The 19,601-nt window shown below is 58.1% G+C and carries 14 protein-coding genes; 11 read left to right on the plus strand and 3 right to left on the minus strand.

Annotation, left to right across the window (positions count from 1 at the left end; genetic code table 11):
• Nucleotides 1-96 precede the first annotated feature (96 nt).
• On the minus strand, nucleotides 97-1,401 hold the full coding sequence (locus tag ACZ5K9_RS10330; protein WP_464271253.1) for a sulfite exporter TauE/SafE family protein: 1,305 nt from the start codon (nucleotides 1,399-1,401) through the stop codon (nucleotides 97-99).
• 649 nt (nucleotides 1,402-2,050) lie between these two features.
• Here ACZ5K9_RS10330 and ACZ5K9_RS10335 point away from each other — a divergent pair.
• The 7 genes from ACZ5K9_RS10335 (at nucleotide 2,051) to ACZ5K9_RS10365 (ending at nucleotide 12,682) form a co-directional block, all read left to right on the plus strand.
• A complete protein-coding gene (locus ACZ5K9_RS10335) occupies nucleotides 2,051-2,416 on the plus strand; it encodes a response regulator (protein WP_464271254.1) in 366 nt (121 codons plus the stop codon).
• Nucleotides 2,417-2,450: 34 nt separating this feature from the next.
• Nucleotides 2,451-4,544 carry a molybdopterin-dependent oxidoreductase gene (locus ACZ5K9_RS10340; protein WP_464271255.1) on the plus strand — a complete coding sequence of 698 codons (2,094 nt, stop codon included), beginning with the start codon at nucleotides 2,451-2,453 and terminating at the stop codon, nucleotides 4,542-4,544.
• A gap of 69 nt (nucleotides 4,545-4,613) precedes the next feature.
• Nucleotides 4,614-5,138, plus strand: coding sequence for a 4Fe-4S dicluster domain-containing protein (locus tag ACZ5K9_RS10345; protein WP_464271256.1), 525 nt, complete (start codon nucleotides 4,614-4,616; stop codon nucleotides 5,136-5,138).
• A 178-nt stretch (nucleotides 5,139-5,316) separates the two neighbouring features.
• Nucleotides 5,317-8,694, plus strand: a complete 3,378-nt coding sequence (locus ACZ5K9_RS10350) for an FAD-dependent oxidoreductase (protein ID WP_464271257.1) — start codon at nucleotides 5,317-5,319, stop codon at nucleotides 8,692-8,694.
• Nucleotides 8,695-9,175: 481 nt separating this feature from the next.
• Nucleotides 9,176-10,678: a two-component system sensor histidine kinase NtrB gene (locus ACZ5K9_RS10355; protein WP_464271258.1), complete on the plus strand. Its 1,503-nt coding sequence runs from the start codon at nucleotides 9,176-9,178 to the stop codon at nucleotides 10,676-10,678.
• 9 nt (nucleotides 10,679-10,687) lie between these two features.
• Nucleotides 10,688-12,088, plus strand: a complete 1,401-nt coding sequence (locus ACZ5K9_RS10360; RefSeq protein ID WP_464271259.1) for a sigma-54-dependent transcriptional regulator — start codon at nucleotides 10,688-10,690, stop codon at nucleotides 12,086-12,088.
• Between the two features lie 6 nt (nucleotides 12,089-12,094).
• Nucleotides 12,095-12,682: a hypothetical protein gene (locus tag ACZ5K9_RS10365; protein WP_464271260.1), complete on the plus strand. Its 588-nt coding sequence runs from the start codon at nucleotides 12,095-12,097 to the stop codon at nucleotides 12,680-12,682.
• Between the two features lie 342 nt (nucleotides 12,683-13,024).
• On the opposite strand, the gene ACZ5K9_RS10370 is transcribed toward ACZ5K9_RS10365, so the two are convergent.
• Nucleotides 13,025-13,933: a glycine cleavage system protein H gene (locus ACZ5K9_RS10370; RefSeq protein WP_464271261.1), complete on the minus strand. Its 909-nt coding sequence runs from the start codon at nucleotides 13,931-13,933 to the stop codon at nucleotides 13,025-13,027.
• Between the two features lie 581 nt (nucleotides 13,934-14,514).
• Here ACZ5K9_RS10370 and ACZ5K9_RS10375 point away from each other — a divergent pair.
• From ACZ5K9_RS10375 to ACZ5K9_RS10390, 4 genes are all read left to right on the plus strand, one after another.
• Nucleotides 14,515-14,856: a hypothetical protein gene (locus ACZ5K9_RS10375; RefSeq protein ID WP_464271262.1), complete on the plus strand. Its 342-nt coding sequence runs from the start codon at nucleotides 14,515-14,517 to the stop codon at nucleotides 14,854-14,856.
• Complete coding sequence (locus ACZ5K9_RS10380) at nucleotides 14,853-16,385, plus strand: two-component system sensor histidine kinase NtrB (RefSeq protein WP_464271263.1); 1,533 nt, start codon at nucleotides 14,853-14,855, stop codon at nucleotides 16,383-16,385. The genes ACZ5K9_RS10375 and ACZ5K9_RS10380 overlap by 4 nt, the downstream gene beginning before the upstream one ends.
• Nucleotides 16,369-17,841, plus strand: a complete 1,473-nt coding sequence (locus ACZ5K9_RS10385; RefSeq protein ID WP_464271264.1) for a sigma-54-dependent transcriptional regulator — start codon at nucleotides 16,369-16,371, stop codon at nucleotides 17,839-17,841. The genes ACZ5K9_RS10380 and ACZ5K9_RS10385 overlap by 17 nt, the downstream gene beginning before the upstream one ends.
• Nucleotides 17,842-18,123: 282 nt before the next feature.
• A complete protein-coding gene (locus tag ACZ5K9_RS10390; protein WP_464271265.1) occupies nucleotides 18,124-18,324 on the plus strand; it encodes a (Fe-S)-binding protein in 201 nt (66 codons plus the stop codon).
• A 145-nt stretch (nucleotides 18,325-18,469) separates the two neighbouring features.
• Here ACZ5K9_RS10390 and ACZ5K9_RS10395 read toward each other — a convergent pair whose 3' ends face one another.
• The gene (locus tag ACZ5K9_RS10395) at nucleotides 18,470-19,501 is read right to left on the minus strand and encodes a thioredoxin domain-containing protein (RefSeq protein ID WP_464271266.1); all 1,032 of its coding nucleotides are present in this window, start codon (nucleotides 19,499-19,501) and stop codon (nucleotides 18,470-18,472) included.
• Nucleotides 19,502-19,601: the final 100 nt, after the last annotated feature.

The raw sequence follows: 19,601 nt of genomic DNA on the forward strand, positions 1-19,601 counted from the left end.
TTGAGGCGTCCTTCGGTGCATCCACGAAGGGATGGCCGAAGGACGTCGTTTCTTTGGGCAAGAGCGCCGTCAGCTTTAGTCTTTTTCCGCGGCTGTTTACATCGGCACCCAAGCCTTGCCGAAGAAACCAAGGCTGAAATAGCCAAGCCCGACGTAAATGGCAAGCACGACGAAGAGCCGCTTCAGCCAGATGTCGGGAATGTATTTTTGCGTGCGCGGCCCGATCATGGAGCCCACAAAGATGCCGATGAGTTCCAGGCCGATCAAGGTCCAGTCCATACCCGCCTTGGCCACCGTGATGTAGCTGGCAATGCTGGTGATCATGCTAAGGAGCACCGCCATGGCCGATGTTCCGGCCACAACGTACATGGGAGCGCCGGTGAACGTCGTCAGAAACGGCACATAGAGGAAACCGCCGCCGACGCCCAAAAAGGAGGAGATGGCCGCGATGACCACGCCGCCGATGAAGATGACGATCGGGTTGAAATGAAACTCCGTGCCGAAAAAGGTAAAGGACGCCTTGGCCACCGAAAAGGATTTGAACTGAATGCCCTGCGCCGCCGCGTCCTTGGATTCCTTCATGGCTTTGCTGAAGGCCTGAGCGGCTTCTTTGGCGGCCTTTTTCTTTTGCTGGCCGGCCGGTGTGGTTTCATAAAAGAGAAAAGCGCCCACAACGAAAACAAACAGGCCGAACCACCCCTGATACTGCTTGAAGGTCACCTTGCCGCCCGTGATCCACGGAATGAAGATCGCGCCGGCGATGGATCCCAGGGCCAGCACGACGCCCACGGGCCAGGCCAAGGTGCGGGCCTTGAGATAGTTAATGGTGCTGATCAGGGCGGAGAGTCCGACGAGGAATTGATTGGACGTGCGCACACTGTCGGTGAGCGCCTTGTTGAGACCCGGGGCCGTCTTGGAAAAAGTCTTGGCGTAGGGACCAAGACCCAAAACCGTCATGTGGCCCACACCGGCCATGATGCCGCCGAAAGCGCCGACGGTGGAAAAAATCCAGCCGACCCACACGGACCACAGAATGGCCACGACGTAATTGATTCGGGGCGCGCCGGGAATACCGAAGGCACCTCGAGGAGCTTGTGGATCAATGTGGCCTTTTTCCTTGCCAAGCGGGGCTTTCGCGATTTCTTTCCCGATCTTACCAGGGAGTCCCAAGGTGTCTCCGACCGGTTTGGCCGCCGCCTCGGCCGGTTGTCCGGCTGTGGGGGCCGCGGGCTGGGCTGCCGGTTGAGCGGGTTGCACCGTCGGAGCCGCCGGTTGGGCGGGCGCTCCTTGGGCCTGGGTGTCCTGTTGTTGGCTGAACGCCGGTCCGGTGGCGATCCCACCCAAAAGGAACGCCCCGAACAAAATCATGCACGCCATTGTCCACCAAAACCTTTTTGTCATTGTCCCGTCCTCCTCACACGCATAATGTTTCATAAAAAACAAGAAAACACCTTTGGATGATGCCAAGCCACAGCACCGGCTTCGCTTTTCCGTCCTACATAGAGCACCAATTGTGCCAAGCTCGGTCCGAGCCGTCTGGGCTCTTTCGCCGCCTTGAAACTCTAGGATCATCCGCGTCGCGCTGTCTGATTTTCATGTCGCGGTCGACATCGGCGCCCTCTGTTAAAGATCATGTTCAAGACATTAAGCCCCGAATCTCGCGAGGATTTTCGAAAATGTCGGAAGGAAAGACCAAAGTGCAATCTTATTTTTGCGGTGCAATAAAAACATTGCTGTCCTGAGGGGGTCTCCCAGGTCGATGGAAGACCGTCGCCGGGGCTTACGGTGAAGGGTTTTTGAGCGCTTTGGGTTTTCAAAAGCCCTTCGGCATTGATGCGGGAGCGCCGCCGGTTACTGCATGCATCGTGTTGGAATGCAATGGAATGTCCTGGCTCCAGCGCCCTCTGGCATAGAGTTTGCCCACTCGAGAGGACGGTTCGGTCGGGAATTGGGACGGACGGATTCCACACGTTTGCATGTGCTGGAAATGGCTGGGCCATGAAGGCTCGGATGATCCCCGGGCAGCGGATGTGAAAGGGGGTTTGGATTCATGGCGCTCATCATGGTCCTGGATGATGAGAGGGATGCCTGCCGTTTAATGCAGAGAATCTTAACAAAACTGGGCCATGATGTGCAGGTTTTCTGCCGCGCGGATGATGCCCGGTTGTGGTTGGAAGATCATGAGCCGGACTTGGCTCTTTTAGACATCAAGCTCAAGGATGACGATGGATTGTCGGTACTGGAGTTTTTGCGGGCTCACTGGCCGGCCGCCAAGGTCATTATGATCACGGGGTACCCTTCCGCGGAAACGGCCCGGCAGGCGACCCTTTTGGGGATTGAGGACTACCTCATCAAGCCGGTGGAGATTGCGGAACTGGAAGACCGTGTGGGGAAGGCTTTAGGGTTGGTTTTGTAGTTTTACGAACCCACTGGGAAGGAGAGAATGGACCATGGGGAAGCTTGTTCACAGCATATGCTTCATGTGTACCGTGCGGTGTCCCATCGTGGTGGAAGTTGAAGACGATGAGGTGCAATGGATTCAGGGGAATCCGCACGTGCCGGGGATCGACGGGGCGTTGTGTGCCAAAGGTTCCGCCGGTCTTGCCCTGCTTAAGGATCACGAACGGCCCCAGTATCCCATGATCCGCACGGGGCCTCGCGGGTCCGGGCAATGGCGCCGGGCTTCCTGGGATGAAGCTTTGGACTTTGTTGCCGATAAGCTCAAAACAATTGTGGAGACATACGGCGGTCCGAGTGTGGTCTTCGGGGAACGCACCAATCTGAACACTCACATCAGCAAAACCTTTGTCCGGGCTCTCGGATCCCCCAATCACTTCACCCATGACGCCTTATGTAAGGGCTCCGTGAATACGGCCTTCCGGTCGCTGACAGGCTATACCGATGCCGAGGTGGGCATCGACTACGCGAACACCAAGCTCATCGTGCTCTACGGGCGCAACATCTTTGAATCCTTGGAAATCAAGCCCATCAACAATCTCCTGGACGCCATGGAAAAGGGCGCCAAGCTCGTCTATGTGGATCCTCGGGTGACCGTGACGGCGACCAAGGCGCACCGGTATTGGCAGATTCGCCCGGGCACGGATCTGGCGCTCAACTACGCCCTCATCCATACCATCCTAAAGGAGGGGCTCTACGATGCGGCCTATGTGCGCCGTTGGGTGACAGGCCTCAATGAGCTGCGCGCGTTTGTGGACCCCTACAGCCCGGAATGGGCGGAGGCGGAAACGGGGGTTCCCGCTTCGGAAATCCGGGCCTTGGCGAGGGAAGCTTCCGAAGCCCGGCCTTCGGTGATTTTCCACTACGGGTATCGGGGGGCCCATCATCCCAATGAGATCCATTTTCGTCGGTCCATTATCATCCTGAATGCCTTGATGGGAAGTATCGAGGCCAAAGGGGGCATCTTTTTCAAGAAGGGGGCCAAGGCCGCCGGCCGCGGCGACATTGGCAAATACGTGCAGCAGGAGGGTCTTCCCAAGGTGACGGCCCCGCGTTTCGACGGTTCGGGAGGGACGGTGTTTCCCATCGCGGATGCCACACATGGCAATCCCCAAAGGCTGGCCCATGCCATCCTTCATGAAGACCCTTATCCCATCAAGGCCCTCATCGCCAATCGGTTCGAGCCGCTCCAGTCCATCCCGGACAGCTCCCAGTTGCGGCGGGCGCTGGATAAATTGGATCTCATCGTCACCGTGGATGTCAATTTCAGCGAGATCGCATGGAATTCGGACGTCATCTTGCCGGAGTCCATGTACTTGGAGCGGGCCGATTCCATCCAGATGGCCTCCGGGTTGAAACCTCAGCTTTTCATCCGCAAACAGGCCGTGAGCCCGCGCTACGACACCAAGCCGGCGTGGATGATTTGGAAAGAGCTGGCCAACCGTCTCGGGTTCGGCCATTTCTTCCCTTATGAGTCCATTGAAGACATCTGGAACTTCCAGTTGAAGGACATGGGAGTTACATTGTCAGACTTTGACGCCAAGGGGTTCGTGGCTTTAACGGACAAACAAATTCTCTGGGATCGTTTGGACGGCATCCAGTTCAAAACGCCGTCGAAAACCATCGAATTCGTCAGCTCCCTCATGGAAAAAGCGGGCCTGCCGTCGTTTGTGCCTTATGACCCCATGCCGAAGCTTGAACCGGCGATCTTCCGCCTCATGGTGGGGCGGTGCGCCGTGCACACGCATGTCTCGACCCAAAATAACCTCTACTTGAACGAACTGGTTTCGGAAAACGAACTGTGGATCCATTCCAAGGCTGCTGCGGCGCTGGGAATCCAGAATGGCGCCGTGGTCGAGGTGGAATCTTCTGCGGGAACGCAACGGCTGAGGGCCAAGGTGACCGATATGATCCATCCCGAGGCGGTGTTTATGCTCCACGGGTTCGGGAAAACCGTCCCGGCCCAAACGCGTGCCTGCGGCAAGGGTGCGGACGATTCCGTGCTTCAGGAGAATGTTTCGGACATGGTCGGCGGTAGCCCGGCTCTGGACCACACACTGGTGAAAGTGAGGCCGGTGAAGGGCTAAGGTTTGCGAAAAGCTCCCGGAATGACCCGTTTGGACTTCCTGGGGGATGAGACATTGAGGGAGGTATGCATGAGTCGGTACTACCTGCTGCAGGATCAAAAGCGATGTATTGGATGTTACAGCTGTGAAGTCCACTGTAAGACCCATAAGGGTTTGCCGGTGGGTCCCCGTTTGGGTCAGATTATGCCGGTGGGTCCCAAAATGGTGGGGGATCTGCCGCGCATGGCTTTCATCTTTATGCCATGTTTTCATTGCGAGGAACCGTGGTGTGTGGCCGTGTGCCCGACGGGGGCCATGCGCAAGCGCCCCAAGGACGGGATTGTCTATGTGGATGCGGCCCTGTGTGTCGGATGCAAGAGCTGCATCACCGCCTGCCCGTGGGGCGCACCCCAATGGAACCCAGAGACGGGCAAAGTGGTCAAATGCGACTATTGCATGGACCGGGTGGATCGCGGCCTCAAGCCGGCCTGTGTGACCAAATGCGTCACCCACTGCTTGAAGTTCGGCACCGTGGAGGACATGGATCAAGAGCGCCGTCGTCGGTTTGCCAAGAATGTGGCCTTTGAACTGGAAACTTTGGTGAGCGGCCGTTGAGACCGGGGGGTGAGCCCCTTTCTCCCGCTCCTCGCAGGAGCGGGGGACTTCAGAAGTTTTCCAGGAAACCCGAGGATCAGCCCGGGAGCCCATGTCCGGCGGCTATCCATGGTCTGAGGAAGAAGGCTATGGACGGGCTCGGACAAGGCCTAAATCGGGATCATGGGAGTTTGTGTGAATGGGAGAGCATGACAGGGAACCGCTCTTTACCGTGCATATAGCCACCTTTCCCGGGGCCCCCCTGGGTGACGCCGTCGCTGTAAAGGATGCGTTTCTCACGGCGTTGGAAAAACGGTCGGCCCAAGAGATCACCCCCTTGAAGGTGGCCTTTACGGGCTGGCGTGGGATTGAGGGTAAGGACGTCATGGTTCGCGTTCAAATGGGCCAGGACGTTTTCCTCTACCAGATGGTCACCCCGGATATGGTGCCCAAAATCGTGGAACAGCACCTATTGGGGGGGCGTCCCGTATCGGAATGGCTGGCGGGGCGGGACTTGGAAGCTTTCGAGCATTCCCAGAGGGTCGCCATCAGCCAGTGGGTCGGGGCGGTGGATCCGACGGACGTCCAGAGCTACCGGGATCACGACGGCTATGATGGGTATCTCCATTTCTCGCGACAGGGCTTCGAGGACTTCCTCCATCTCGTGGATACGGCGGGCATTCGGGAAGGGGGGACTGTGGACGGGGTTCCCGTGGCCGCCGTGTGGCAGCAGGCGAGAGAGTCGAAAAAAAGGGCGGTGCTTGTGGTGAACGCCTGTGTCCCTGCGGCGTGCGCCGATCCCGGGCAGTGGCTCTTGGAAGGGGCGCCGCATCAGCTGTTGGAAGGGTGCCTCTTGGCCTGCGGAGTGCTGCACACGGCTCAGGTGATGATCCTGCTGCCCACCTGGGCGGCGACCGCCCGGGAGCGTGTGGAAAAGGCGTGGGAAAACCTTCGGACTTCCGAACTTTTCCCCGATCTTCCGCCGGATTTCCAACTGGAGGTTACCCTCTCCGACCATGTTTTCCTCAACGACCATCCGGCCCCGATCGCCCAGACCCTCATGGGCGGTGTGCCTCGGGGAACGCTTCTCGTGGCCCACTCCGTGGAAACCCTGGCGGTGCTTCCCATTCTTGCCCACAAGCTTCTTTACGGCCAAACGGTGGTCGCCGACGCCGCCGAATTCCGCACGCGCCTCTTTCGGCTTCGAGGGCCGGTGGTCCACCCCGGATTTGTGGAAGTGCCCGCCGGATCAACTTTGGCCGACGTGGTGGACGGTGTCGGCGGCGGCCCTTTGCCCGGACATCGCCCCAAAGCCTTGTGGATCGGCGGGGCCATAGGGGGCATCTTTCCTATGCATCTCATGCACCTTGCCCTGGATCATGAGAGCCTGAAAGCCCTTGGGGGAACGTTGGCCGTCGGTGAGATTCGCCTGATCGACGACAGGGAATGCGTGGTGGAACTCGTTCGAGGGGCTTTCCGGGGGGTGGTGGAAAAAAAGCGCGGGCGCTGTCCCGTTTTTGATGCGGAAGCTCCTGTGATCTTGGATCTCTTGGAGAAGCTGACTCGCGGGGAAGCGGACAACGAAGTCTTGGACGACTTGCGTCGACGCTGTCAGAAGGTTCACACCGAGGGAACCGGGACCCTTCTTCGTTGTGCCGTCAATCCTCTGCTCACCTCCTTACAATTTTTCCAGGGCGAATACCTGATGCACACGGACAACAAGCATTGTCCCGCCCGGGTGTGTCCTCGCTTGATTCCCGCCCCGTGTCAAATGGCGTGCCCGACGAGTATCGACATTCCCAGCTATCTCGCGTACGTGGCCCAAGGAGATCCCCACAAAGCTCTGGACATTATCCGCAAGGACAACCCGTTTCCTTGGGTCTGCGGCCTCATCTGTCCCCATCCGTGTGAGCGGGCCTGCATCCGGGCTCACCTGGATCAGCCGCTCAACATCCGGTACCTCAAAGCCTATGCGGCGCAGTGGGCCGAGCAACGCGGCACTTACCACGTTGCTCCACCCCGACACAGAAAGCCGCACAAAGTCGCGGTGGTCGGCTCCGGTCCTGCGGGACTGTCTGCGGCGCATTATTTGGCCGAGATGGGCTATGGGGTGACCATCTTCGAATCCAGCCCAATCCCGGGAGGGTTGCTCGTCACGGGAATCCCCCCCTATCGGCTGCCTCGATCCGTCGTCCAAAAGGAAATTGAACTCATCCAGAGCCTTGGGGTGGAAATTCGCACCGGGGTGACAGTGGGACAAGACGTTACATTGGAAGAACTGCGACAGCAAGGCTACAAGGCCTTCTTTTTGGGCATCGGTGCCCACCAGAGTTACCAGCTCAAAATTGAAGGGGAAACGGATTTCCCGCAAGTCTATTGCGTGATTCGGTTTCTCAGAGAAGTCAATTTGGGGCTGTGCCAGAAGCCCGCGGATCGAGTCGTGGTGGTCGGGGGAGGCAACGCCGCCATGGACGCCGCGCGGACGTGCATTCGCTTGGGGTGTTCGGAAGTCCACGTGGCCTACCGACGCACTCAGGACCAGATGCCGGCCCATCAGGAAGAAGTGCGCCAGGCCATGGAGGAAGGCGTGCAGTTCCATTTCCTCGCGGTTCCGGTGAAAATCTGTGGGGAGAACGGCCGGGTGACCCACCTGGAATGCCTGAAAGCCCGGTTGGGAAAACCCGACGCCAGCGGACGCCGCCGTCCCATCCCCGTGGCGGGAAGCCAATTCTCCATCGAAGCCGGGGCCGTCATTCGAGCCATCGGGCAGCAGCCAAAACTTTCCGTTTTCGGAGATCGTCCTCCTTTCCAAGTGACCCCTCGGAACCTCATCGTCACCGAACCCTATTCCACGAGAACCAGCGTGGAAGATATTTTCGCCGGGGGCGACGCCGTCACGGGACCGGCGACGGTTGTGGAAGCCATCGCGGCGGGAAAGCAGGCCGCTTTGGACATTGACCATTACCTCCAAGGGAAAGCAGGGCCCTCTCCAGTTTTTCGAGCTCATCGGCGGGATCGGGTGCCTTTCCAATCCATTTCCGCCCAGGAAAAGCGCCTGGCGAAACGGGTGCCTCTCCATCTGGTTGACCCGGAAATCCGCAAACACACCTTTGAGCCCGTGGAACTGGGCTATACCGATGCCGAAGCCCGGGCGGAAGCTCAACGGTGCCTGCGCTGTGACATCTGTATTCGCTGTGGGGCGTGCGACCAGGTGTGCCGCGAAGGGGTTCAGGTCCATGCGCTGGGGTTTTCGCAAATCAGCACAACCGAGCGGCTTCTCACGGACTATGGGCGGCCTTCGGAACGATGCATCACGTGCGGCGCCTGTGCCCTGGCCTGCCCGACAGGAGCCATGGAACTCATCGAATCCGACGGCGTTCGGGAATTGCGCTTGTGTGGAACGGTGCTCAACCGCCAGGACGTTCCCGTATGCCAGTCGTGCGGGCAACCTTTCGTGCCGGATCGCTTCTTGGACTACGTGCGGGCGCGATCCGACGAGGTCATGGGCAAGCGGGTTTACCGGAGGTTGTGCCCTCAATGCGTCCGAAAGGTGCGGGCCGAGCGTTTTGTGCAGTGACGAAAAGAGACCGTCGCGCGGTTTTTTAAGACGGTCTCTCTTTCCCGATCATCCACCCAGCGAGAATCTGTTCGCCTGCGATATCGTCGTCAAGCCGGCCGCGGCCTGAAAGGGCTCGAGCGCTTTCAGATAACGTGCCGTGCACCAGTCCGGAAAACACGTCATTCACGGGATATGGGTCTGGCGGTTCGCGCGTCGAGAGGCCATGTCCACGGACCGGCGTGGATGGACCGGACCCAATTGCCCCGATCAGGCTGCCCCCGGGTTCACTCACCCGCAAAAAGGTTTCTTGAAGCTCGTCCGTGGACACCTCTTCGAGGTGGCGTAGAGCGGGCGGATGATTGTGGGGAGGCGTCCCGTGGAGCGAACGAACCTCGACGACGAGAACTAGGGGGATTCGTAACGGCGGGGGGCGAGTCAGGCTCAGGCAAAATGGACGCAGGTGCCGTCCCCGGACACTTTCCGCGGCGAGGACCATGACATGAAAGCGCTGAAGATCGGCATTATCGGTGGAGGAAAACGCTGCGCCAAGATTCTCGACTTGATCGAGCAGGGACGTCTCCGCCATTTCCGCGCCCAGGTGGCCGCCGTGGCCGACATCGACCCGCAGGCTCCCGGTTTCGTCAAAGCTCAGGAAAAGGGCATTTTCACAACGACAAACTACCTTGATTTCTTCCACTTGCCCGATTTGGATCTCGTCATCGAGCTGACCGGCAACGAAGCGCTTTTGCACGATCTGCTCCAGCAAAAGCCACCGCATTTGCGCGTCCTGGATGTGGCCATGTCTCGATTGTGTGAAGACCTGCTGGTTTCCGAGTGGGAGTTGGAGAATCGCCGGCGCCAATTGGACTTCCAAGAACGGTATGTCAAACAGATTCTTAGGATGGTCCAGGATCCCATTTTGGTGTTGCGACCTGACCGCACGGTTGTGGATGCCAACGAAGCCCTTTTGGAAACGGTGGGCATGAGTGCCGATCAGGTCCTAGGGAGGTTTTGCCATGAAGTCAGCCATAGGAACCCAGAGCCGTGCCGGGGGCCTCACCATGCCTGCCCGTTGCAAGACGCCTTGAGGTTGAAGACCTCGGCCCATGCCATCCATGAGCACCACATGGGAGAGACCCGGACGCGCTACTATGATGTTTTGGCTTATCCCTTGATCGATGACCGCGACGAAGTGGCTCTGGTTTTGGAAATCTGGCGCGATATCAGTTCGGCCCTGGAAAAACAGGTGGAAGAAAAGACTCGACAGATCAAGGAGGACCTTGCCCGCCTAGTCCACGAAGATAAGATGATCGCCTTGGGTAAGCTCGTGGCCAGCGCGGTTCACGAAATCAATAATCCCCTGGCGGCCATTCATACTTTCGCCAAGGTCATGCTCCGGATGGTGAAGCGCAGTTCGACGGGCATGGGCCCCGAGGAACTCCAGGAAATGGCCAAGTTCTTGGACATGGTGGCCGCCGAATCCAAGAGATGCGGTGAAATCGCTTCCAATTTACTGAGCTTTTCGCGTCATCAACCGATGGTCCGGCGCATGGTGGACATCAACGACGTCTTGGGTCGGATTGTGCTCCTGTTGCAGCATAAGATGGAACTCCAACACATTCGCCTCCATACGGACTATCAGGCCCAGGTGCCCCACGTCGAAGGGGATTTGAACCAGATTCAGCAGGCTGTCATGAACCTTGTTTTCAATGCTATGGAGGCCATGCCTGAAGGGGGACATTTGTGGTTGCGCACCCGCCATGATCCCGAGCAGGCTGCGGTGACCATCGAAGTGGAAGACACGGGCTGCGGCATTCCGGAAGAAAACCTGGAAAAGATCTTCGAGCCTTTCTTTTCCACCAAAAGCCACGATAAAGGCGTGGGATTGGGCTTGGCCGTGGTCTACGGCATTATCAAGGAACACAAAGGATACATCGATGTTGAGAGCCAGGTGGGGCGTGGCACCTGTTTCAAGCTGACGTTTCCGGTGGCGGGTCGTTAGGGAGAAATCATGGCGCGGAATCCCAGTATTCTCATTGTGGACGATGAGTATGCCGTGCAAGAATCCATGCGGGTGTGGTTCGAGAAATCGGGCTATACGGCCCGTGGGGTGAGTTCCGGCGAAGAGGCGCTCCACGTGCTGGAAGACGAGCCCTATGACGTGGTGTTCTTGGACATCATGATGCCCGGCATGAACGGTCTGGAGGTTCTGCGCCGCATCAAAGAAGAGTTCCCCACCACGCTCGTGGTCATGATGACCGCCTATGCCTCCATCGAATCCGCTGTGGAAGCCATGAAGAAAGGGGCCAACGATTACCTCGTGAAGCCTCTGGATCCGGACCTGCTCGATCCTCTGGTGGCCCGACTCATTCAGCTGAAAGAGCTCATGGAGGAAAACCTTCTCCTCCGGGAGCAGGTCACCCAAATTCATCGGTTTGAAAACATCATCGGGCAATCCGCCGCCATGGAACGGATCTTTTCCATGATCCGGGATGTGGCGCCGACGGATTCCCCCGTGCTCATCACCGGGGAGACAGGTACGGGAAAGGAAATGGTGGCCAAGGCCATCCATGGGGTCAGCCCACGTGCCCATGCGCCGTTTGTGGCCATCAATTGCGGGGCTTTCCCGGAACACCTCCTGGAGAGCGAATTGTTCGGCCACGAGAAAGGGGCGTTCACGGGAGCTGTGGCGGCGCGCAAAGGCAGGCTGGAACTGTGCGACGGGGGGACGCTCTTTCTCGACGAGATCGGGGAGATTTCCCCCCGCATGCAGGTCGATCTCTTGAGGGTGTTGGAGGAAAAGCGTTTTTACCGCGTCGGAGGGGAAAAACCCATTGCCGTGGATTTTCGGGTCATTGCGGCCACGAACCGTGATCTGGAACATGCGGTGAGTCAAGGTCGGTTTCGGGCCGATCTTTTCTACCGGTTGAACGTGATCTCCATTCGGGTGCCTCCCCTGAGGGAGCGGCGGGAGGATATTCCCCTTTTGGCCAAACATTTTCTTGCCCGATTCAGCCGGGAAACCAACAAGCCGGTGGACGGCATCCGGGCGGACGCCATGGAGGTGCTGATGAATTATCCATGGCCGGGGAACGTTCGAGAGCTGCAGAACGCCATGGAGAGGGCGGTGGTTCTCGCCAAGAAACGGCATATCACGGTTGAAGATCTGGCTTTCCTGCAGCCGCTCTCCCCAGGGCCGCCGCCGGTGCACATGACGCTTGCCGAAGTGGAGCGCCGTCACATTGAAAACGTCTTGACTTCCACGGAAGGCAACATTTCACGGGCGGCTGAAGTCCTCGGAGTGCACCGCTCCACACTGCACAAGAAGGTGCAGCAGTACAGAATCGCCTGGACCCGGGGACGGGGACGACCCCGAACCGGAGAGAAAAAGGCCGGAGGCGGTGACCGCTAGTTTTCCATGGAATCCCAAAAGCCCCTTGAGCCTGTCTCCCTCGTGCCGTGCCGCCAGGTGAGTCTGGAAACGGCCCACTTTCTGGCCCGGTCCATCCGTGAGTTTACGACCCTGACGGTGGAGGTCCGGGATCCGTGGGAATTGCCTCGAGAGGCCTTCCACGAACTTCGAGGGCAGTATCATGCCGGAGCCGTTCTCGAGGCATTGGAGAAGACAAGCGCCGAAGAAAACCGACGGCTCGTGGCGGTGGTCGCCAAGGACCTCTTCTTGCCCATTTTCACCCATGTCTATGGAGAAGCCCGGTTGTCGGGAAGGGTCGCCGTGGTTTCTTTGTACCGGTTGGAGGCGGCTGAAGACGGGATCGTTCCCACGAGGCGGATCATCCGCGAGCGGGCGGCCAAAGTGGTCATCCACGAATTGCTTCACACCTTTGGGCTGACCCATTGCCGTCATGCCGGGTGCTTGATGCAGCCCGTGACCACCATCCCCGGCCTCGACGATTTGCAGATCCGCCTGTGCCGATCCTGCGCCAATTTATGGAGGGCCATCCGTGCAGAAATGGATCGCCGCCCCATAGTCCCAGGACAGGCCTAAGAAGCCGCACTTCTTCGGAATGGGAGACCGCAAAAAGGGTCGATGGCCCTGCCGGAGTCGTGTGCCGGGATCTGCCGTGGACGGTTTTTGCTCCTGCGTGTTCGCCGGGAGCCGCGAGAGTTGGTCTCGATGGGGATGGCGGCCTGCCGCTCGTTGCCCGTGAACGGAGAGGCCCTTTCGGAAAAGCGATGGAGCGGTGTCGGCCCTGAGGCCGGCTCCCCTCTGAAAAATGGACCGATGGATTGAGACGGTCCAAGGGCTTTGGCGGCCTGGACGCGGAAGGGGGATTTTGTGGACACTCCGCAGAGGCATGGGATGCCCCTGCGGGAGAATGAGGGACTTTCAGACCCGGAAAAACTCCTTGACCAGCCGATCCCAGCCGACCTCCGGGGCGTTGGCGTAGACATCATCCACCGGGGGAGCGCCCGTGGCGGCCATGGCCGCGGCTTCCCCGAAAACCAGCTTCTGGAGTCTTTCGACCTCACTGTAGAGCCAATCTTTTCCCATTTCCCCAAAGAACAAGGGTTCCAGATTCTTTTTCAGCCTTTCAGGTTCCACAAGAAAGAGCCAGCCGTCCGCGTACGGGTTGTCATGGGCCACTCCGGGATTTTTGATGGCTTCCACATTGACGGCTAAAACCGTGCCGTCCACCGGGCTGAGGATCGGAGCCGTATGGGATTCTCGATGGATGACAAAGCTGTGCTTTTCTTGACGAAGGGCACTGCCGGGACCGGGAACTTCGAGAGCTTCCGCGCGCCCCACGAGTTTCCATCCGAAATCGTCCAAACCCACCCGCACGCGGCCGCCATACTCCACCCGAGCCCATGCGTGCCCCACATGGTAATAGTAGCTGTCCGAGTAGAGATAGCCGGCCACGGAAACCACGGGCACCGTTCCGATGGGATAAATGGCGTCCACATCTTCGAGCATTTGGTCAAATTCGCAGACATCACATCGGAAATCATTCCCGCATTTGCGAACGGCCACGCGGCCCGTGAGCATGTGCCGGCACACCCGTTCCATATAGCTGTGCTCCTTGGCCTGTTCACGGAACGGTCTCACCTTCGTGCCTGCCTTTTCCTTGCCGGATTGAATGGCAGCGCTCATGGCCTTGTCAAAGGCGCAGGTGGTGCAATCGAAGGCATTTTCGCAGCGCTTGAAAGCCACAATGCCCGATTTCATCCAAATGCATTCGTCTTGGACAAACAAGAAGCCTTGCACTTTCTTCTCTTTGGATGTCGTCTTTTCCATGATGTTCTCCTTTGGCTCGAGCCTTTTGGGGCATGCCCCGCAGGCTGTTAAGGACCACTCCTTCAGCATCCCTGTTTTCCCGTGGCATCAGAGGCACCGGGCTGCGGTTGACCTTTTCTGTGCCCTGAGGTAAAGGCAAAGCACGTACCAAAACGAGCGCACATCCGGTTATGTGGTCATTTCAAAGGGTTGTTTGCCTCCCGGCGAATCCCCGCGGTTCTCAGGCGGGGATAATGACGCAAAAAGCGGCGTTCTGCGGGGGGCAAAAGCACGGGAAAACTCCCGATGACTTGGCGACGATTTCCAGAAAATGAGACACGGCGGGCTTTCGGCCCGTTGTGGAAAGAGCGGGAAGGCGAAAGGAAAATGTGGTCTTTCGCTCCTTTTATGATGCCGAAACAGACATTTTTCCCCACAGAGGGAGACCCGCGGGAGACCCGCCTGTTGTGGATGGGCGTTGCTTTGGGGCTTTTGGCGGGGATTTTTTTTCCACAGCAGCTGTGGGCAACTCAGGTGCATGCCGAGCCCGAAGGGTTGTACAGCCATCAGCTCGGACACGGTTTCTTCATCTCATCGTGTCCATGGGCGTGCTGATCTATTGGCTTCGAGGTCGGCGGCTCATCCGGTATAAAGGATGGCGCTATCTTCAGTATTCAGGGGTGCTGTTCATTCTCTGGAATGTGGATGCCATTTTGGTGCACCATTTGGAAAATCAGAATGATATTTTCGTGAAATTTTCCGAAGGACCCCTTCAGGCATACCTTCAACCTTATCCCGGCCGGGAGTGGCTGACCTGGATCTTTTACATCGGCAAACTGGATCACCTGCTCTGTGTTCCAGCCATCATCTTTCTTTATTTAGCGCTGCGGGAGATGATTCGCTCACCGCACCGGTTCTCGCCGCAGGATGATGGAGGCCCATGACTTTTCCGGTGTTTCCCATTTTCTTCGTGGACTTGATGGGCTCCGCACTCATGGTGTTTTTCGCCGGGGCGTGCGTGCGCATCTCTTATCGTCTGCACGTGCAGGATCGGGAAAACGTCCTCTGGCTGTACCTGCTCATGATCTCCCACGCTCTAGCGGTTTTTGCCGTATCGCGCGGAGTGGGGCATATCGCGAAGCAGTTGCTCATTTTGGGGGGATACCGGCACATCTGGGAGCTGCTGAGGCCGTACAGCGGATCGCTGAACACCATCAGCTTTTGCGTTGTCGGCGCGGTGACGCTCTTTTTCGAAAGGATCTGGAAGGTGCATCAGCAGATCCTCCGCGATCGCCAGGCGCTCCAGGAGGCCCATGAAAAGTTGGTCTCTCTCAACAAGAGCTTGGAAGACCTGGTGTCCGAGCGTACGGCCGAGTTGGCCCGTTCCGAGCAGAAGTTCCGGCGCATTTTCGAAGCGTCTCGAGACATGATTGCCGTGGTGGCGCCGGATGGGACCGTTTTGGAGATGAACCCTGCGGGACGGGAAATGCTGGGGATCAACGACCTGAACCCTTCATCTGGAGGGGAAAGGTTTTCGTTTGGAGCGTTCTTTGTGCGCCCGCAGGACTGGGAAAACCTCCGGGCGAGGGTTTCGAGCGAATGTGCGGTGGCCGAGGCCGAAGTCGAATTGGTCGCTCGGGACGGGCGAGAAATCCACGCCTTGCTCAGCGCTGCATCGGATTGTGATCTTTTGGAAAGAACGGAAGTGTTTCACTTTCTCATCAAAGACATTTCCCAACGCAAAGCCATGCAAGAACAACTGCTTCAGGCGGACAAACTCGCCTCCATCGGGCAGCTTGCGGCAGGGGTGGCTCACGAGATCAATAACCCTCTGGGGATTATTTTGGGCTATACCCAGCTTTTGATTCGCGAGGAGCCTGCAGGCACGGAACGCTACGAGGACTTGAAGACCATCGAGAAGCACGCTCGCACATGCAAGAGCATTGTGGAGGATCTGCTGAGTTTTGCGCGGCGTTCCCACACAAAGAAGGAGCCGGCTCTCGTGCATGACCTGATTCACGATGTTCTCAATGTGGTCCGACACAATCTGGAATTGCGCCGTATCGAAGTGGACGCGCAGCTCGCCCCTGGGGTGCCACCTGTAGTGGTGGACAGAGACAAAATGCGCCAGGTTTTCATGAACTTGATCATGAATGCCCAGCAGGCCATCGGCAAGGATGGCAAGATCTCCATCCGCACTTTTCTTGAGGACGAGCGGAAGTTTGTCCATATATCCATCGCGGATACAGGAACGGGGATTCACCCCAGGCATTTGCCGCGCATATTCGATCCCTTCTTCACGACGAAGAGCACAGGAGAAGGAACGGGGCTGGGCCTCTCGGTCAGTTATGGGATCGTCAAGGATCACGGGGGGGAAATCCTTGTGGCCAGTGAACTGGGAAAGGGTTCTGTGTTTACGGTCCTTCTCCCGGCATTTGCAGAACAGGCGGAACGTCATGGGCACGATGGCTGACAACCACATCCACGAAGAGGCACACACCCTCCGGGACCGTCTTCTCATCGTCGATGACGAAGAAGACTTTCTGCGCCTTTTGAAGCGCAGTTTGGCGAAGGATCTTGACTGTGAGGTCCTGACGGCCAGTTCGGGAGAAGCGGCGCTGGAGATGTTGGAAGACGAGCTGATGGATGTGGTCCTGGTCGATATGAAGATGCCCGGGATGAATGGGCTGGAGTTCTTGGAGCACATGCGCACGAGGCACCCGTGGGTCACGGTGATCATGATGACGGCCCATGGGTGTGTGGAACTCGCCGTTCAGGCCATTCGCCAAGGGGCTTACGACTTTATCACGAAACCCTTCGACCATGACACCTTGGTGTTTGCCGTAAAGAAGGCCCTGGAGCGCCACCGGCTTTTGCGGGAAAACTTGAGACTGCAAAGGCGATATCAGGGGGAGAGCGTTTTCCAAGACATTGTCGGACGCGGTCCGGCCATGCGCCGTGTTTTTGACGCCATCCAGATGGTGGCTCCATCCGATCTCACAGTGCTCATCACGGGCGAGTCCGGGACGGGGAAAGACTTGGTGGCCAGGGCCATCCATAGGCTGAGCCAGCGGAACCAGGGTCCCTTCGTCGCCGTGAACTGCCCGACCGTGCCGGAAAACATCTTGGAGAGCGAACTTTTCGGTTATAAGAAAGGCGCCTTCACCCACGCGACGCAAAACAAGATCGGCCTGTTCCAAGAAGCCCATCGAGGGACACTCTTTCTCGATGAAATCGGGGATATTTCGCCCGCCATTCAAACCAAGCTCTTACGGGTGCTCCAGGAAAAAACCATTAGGCCTCTGGGGGACACAAAAACGGTCAAGGTGGACGTGCGGGTTGTGGCGTCCACCAACCGAGATCTCCAGGAAAAGATTCGATTGGGGGAGTTCCGAGAAGACCTGTATTATCGTTTAAACGTCGTGCCCATTGAAATGCCGCCCCTGCGCCGCCGCCGCGAAGACATCCCCCTTTTGTGCGACCATTTTCTCAAAAAACATAGCGCCGAGCTGCGCCGACCGCGCAAAACCATCTCGCCGGAGCTCATGGAAATCTTCCTGGGTCGGGATTGGGAGGGAAATGTTCGGGAATTGGAAAATGTCATCATGCGGGGCATCCTCTTCGCCCCAGGGGACGAAATCCGGCCGGAACACGTGGGCCTTGTGACGCAGCGCAGCTCATGTCTTGTGTTCGAAGATGAAACGTTCCGGACCCTGCCGTACAAAGAGGCCAAAGAGGAAATCCTTCGGCGGTTTCACCGTCACTATTTAGAGCATGTGTTGGCATGGAGCGGGGGCAATGTGACCCAGGCCGCCAAGCGTTGCGGGCTGGAGCGGCAGGCCTTGCAACAGATCCTGCGCCGCTTCGGCATCGATGCCGAAAGATTCCGAAAGTCGAACCACAAGTCCTCATCCGCCTCGAAAGAATGATTTCTGCTCACCGCTCTGCACCGCGGAGACCGGTCAAGGCTCTGAGGTTCCTTGGCGGGAGGCGCGGCCGCGCGGTGTTGACGACACCATGCATTTCTGGTTATTTATGATTGTCGGTTCCATATGTTGGGTCGCTTTTCGGATGTGGGAGTTGGGTTCCTCAGTGGTATTCCCACCTGTGTTCCATGGCGGAGACCTCCGGCTTTTGAATGGGTGAAGCGGTGTCACGAAGGCACTGCCCGAAAAGCAACTCCCTGAATCTGAGGGAAAGGAGGTGGAAGCATGAAGCTCAACGTCGTGGAAATTTTAAAGCACTTACCTAAAACCAATTGTAAGGAATGCGGAGAGGCCACGTGCATGGCATTTGCCGCCAAACTGGCCAAAAAGGAAGTGGAGTTGAAAGCGTGTCCGCCCATGTTTACGGGGGAATACGCGGCGAAGCGGGAAGCTCTCGAAAACATGCTCATGGGCAAAGCGGCATAGCCCTGCAAGGGAATGGTGAAGCCTCATTGAAGCCCACACGTCGCCGGGGTTCTCACACAGCATGACCGAACCCCGGCCGCCGCCGGAGAAAACCAAGGATCGGCTTTTATAACAGCCCATGGCGGAGCGCCGCCGGGTGCACATCTCATGGCGGGCTTTTCGATTCCAATCTTTTCAAAGTTTCTTCCCCCACTTCGCGCAGTTCCGGATCCTTGGCGTTTTTGAGAATCCACCGAGCAACCGAATCTTTCCACCGAACATCGCCGACCAAGCCTGTGGCATAGAGCAGGTCACCTTGAACGGCGGGTGAGAATGTTTCCATTTTCTCCCAAAGGCTGGGGAGGTAGGCTGCGGCCTTGGCAGGGTCTTTTTCGGCCAGTTCTTCGAGAACCACCAGGGCGCCGAGCCGCACGGACCATTCGGGGTGAGTGAGCACCAGGGGGAAATCGTTCCACGCCGTGGGCGAAGAGAGCATGAGCTGTGTTACTTCGTGGGCTTTGCCTTCTTTGAGGAGACGAATGGCGGCTGCGGCGGAGAGCCCGGTGCTTTCTTCGCGGCAGACCACTTCAAAGATGTGGGTGAGGTCCGTCCGGCCCGTCCAGCGGAAGTTGCGGCCAAAGAGCACCGTAGGCACGGAACGGACACCGGCGGCTCTTGCTTTTTCCTCGAAAAGGATTGCGTCCACCACGCGGAGGACAAGATACGGGGATTGGAAAGGGATGGGGGCCAATTCCAGGAGCATGTGGCCGCAGTGAGGGCACTGGGCGGCGGTGAAGATCTCCAGTTCCTTTGGAGTTTGGAGCTGGTGCAGGTAGCTTTGAAGTTGGGGGGGAATTTGGGGGGAGGAGATGTTTTCTCTGGCTTTTTGGGTTTTCGGTTCCGCTGTGGAAACGTCTCCATAAAGGGCCGCCGTCTCCAGAAACGGTCTCAATTCGGCTCCCGACGGGACGGCGTGCCATATCCATCCGTGGCCGATGAAAAAGCCCGGCAGATCCCCCGTGTCCCTGACCACTGGGATGACCGCGATGTGGGGAGCCAAAACGGTGAGTTCTTCCGCAAACCGGTGCAGTGCCGCACTGCGGGAATCTCTTGTCGTTTCCAGGACGATGGAGATTTTTCCCGACACGTGGGCGCTCCAGGAACGGAGAATCCTTCGGTCGTGTTCATCAATGGGCATGATCCACTCCTATAAGTAGTGTGGGTCGCCCGGACGTGTGGACCAGGCGGTTTGTGGTTGGTTAAGTTGTCCGGGCCACGGGGTCGGGGACCAGGTCGTC

This window comes from Desulfosoma profundi (genome assembly GCF_055387865.1).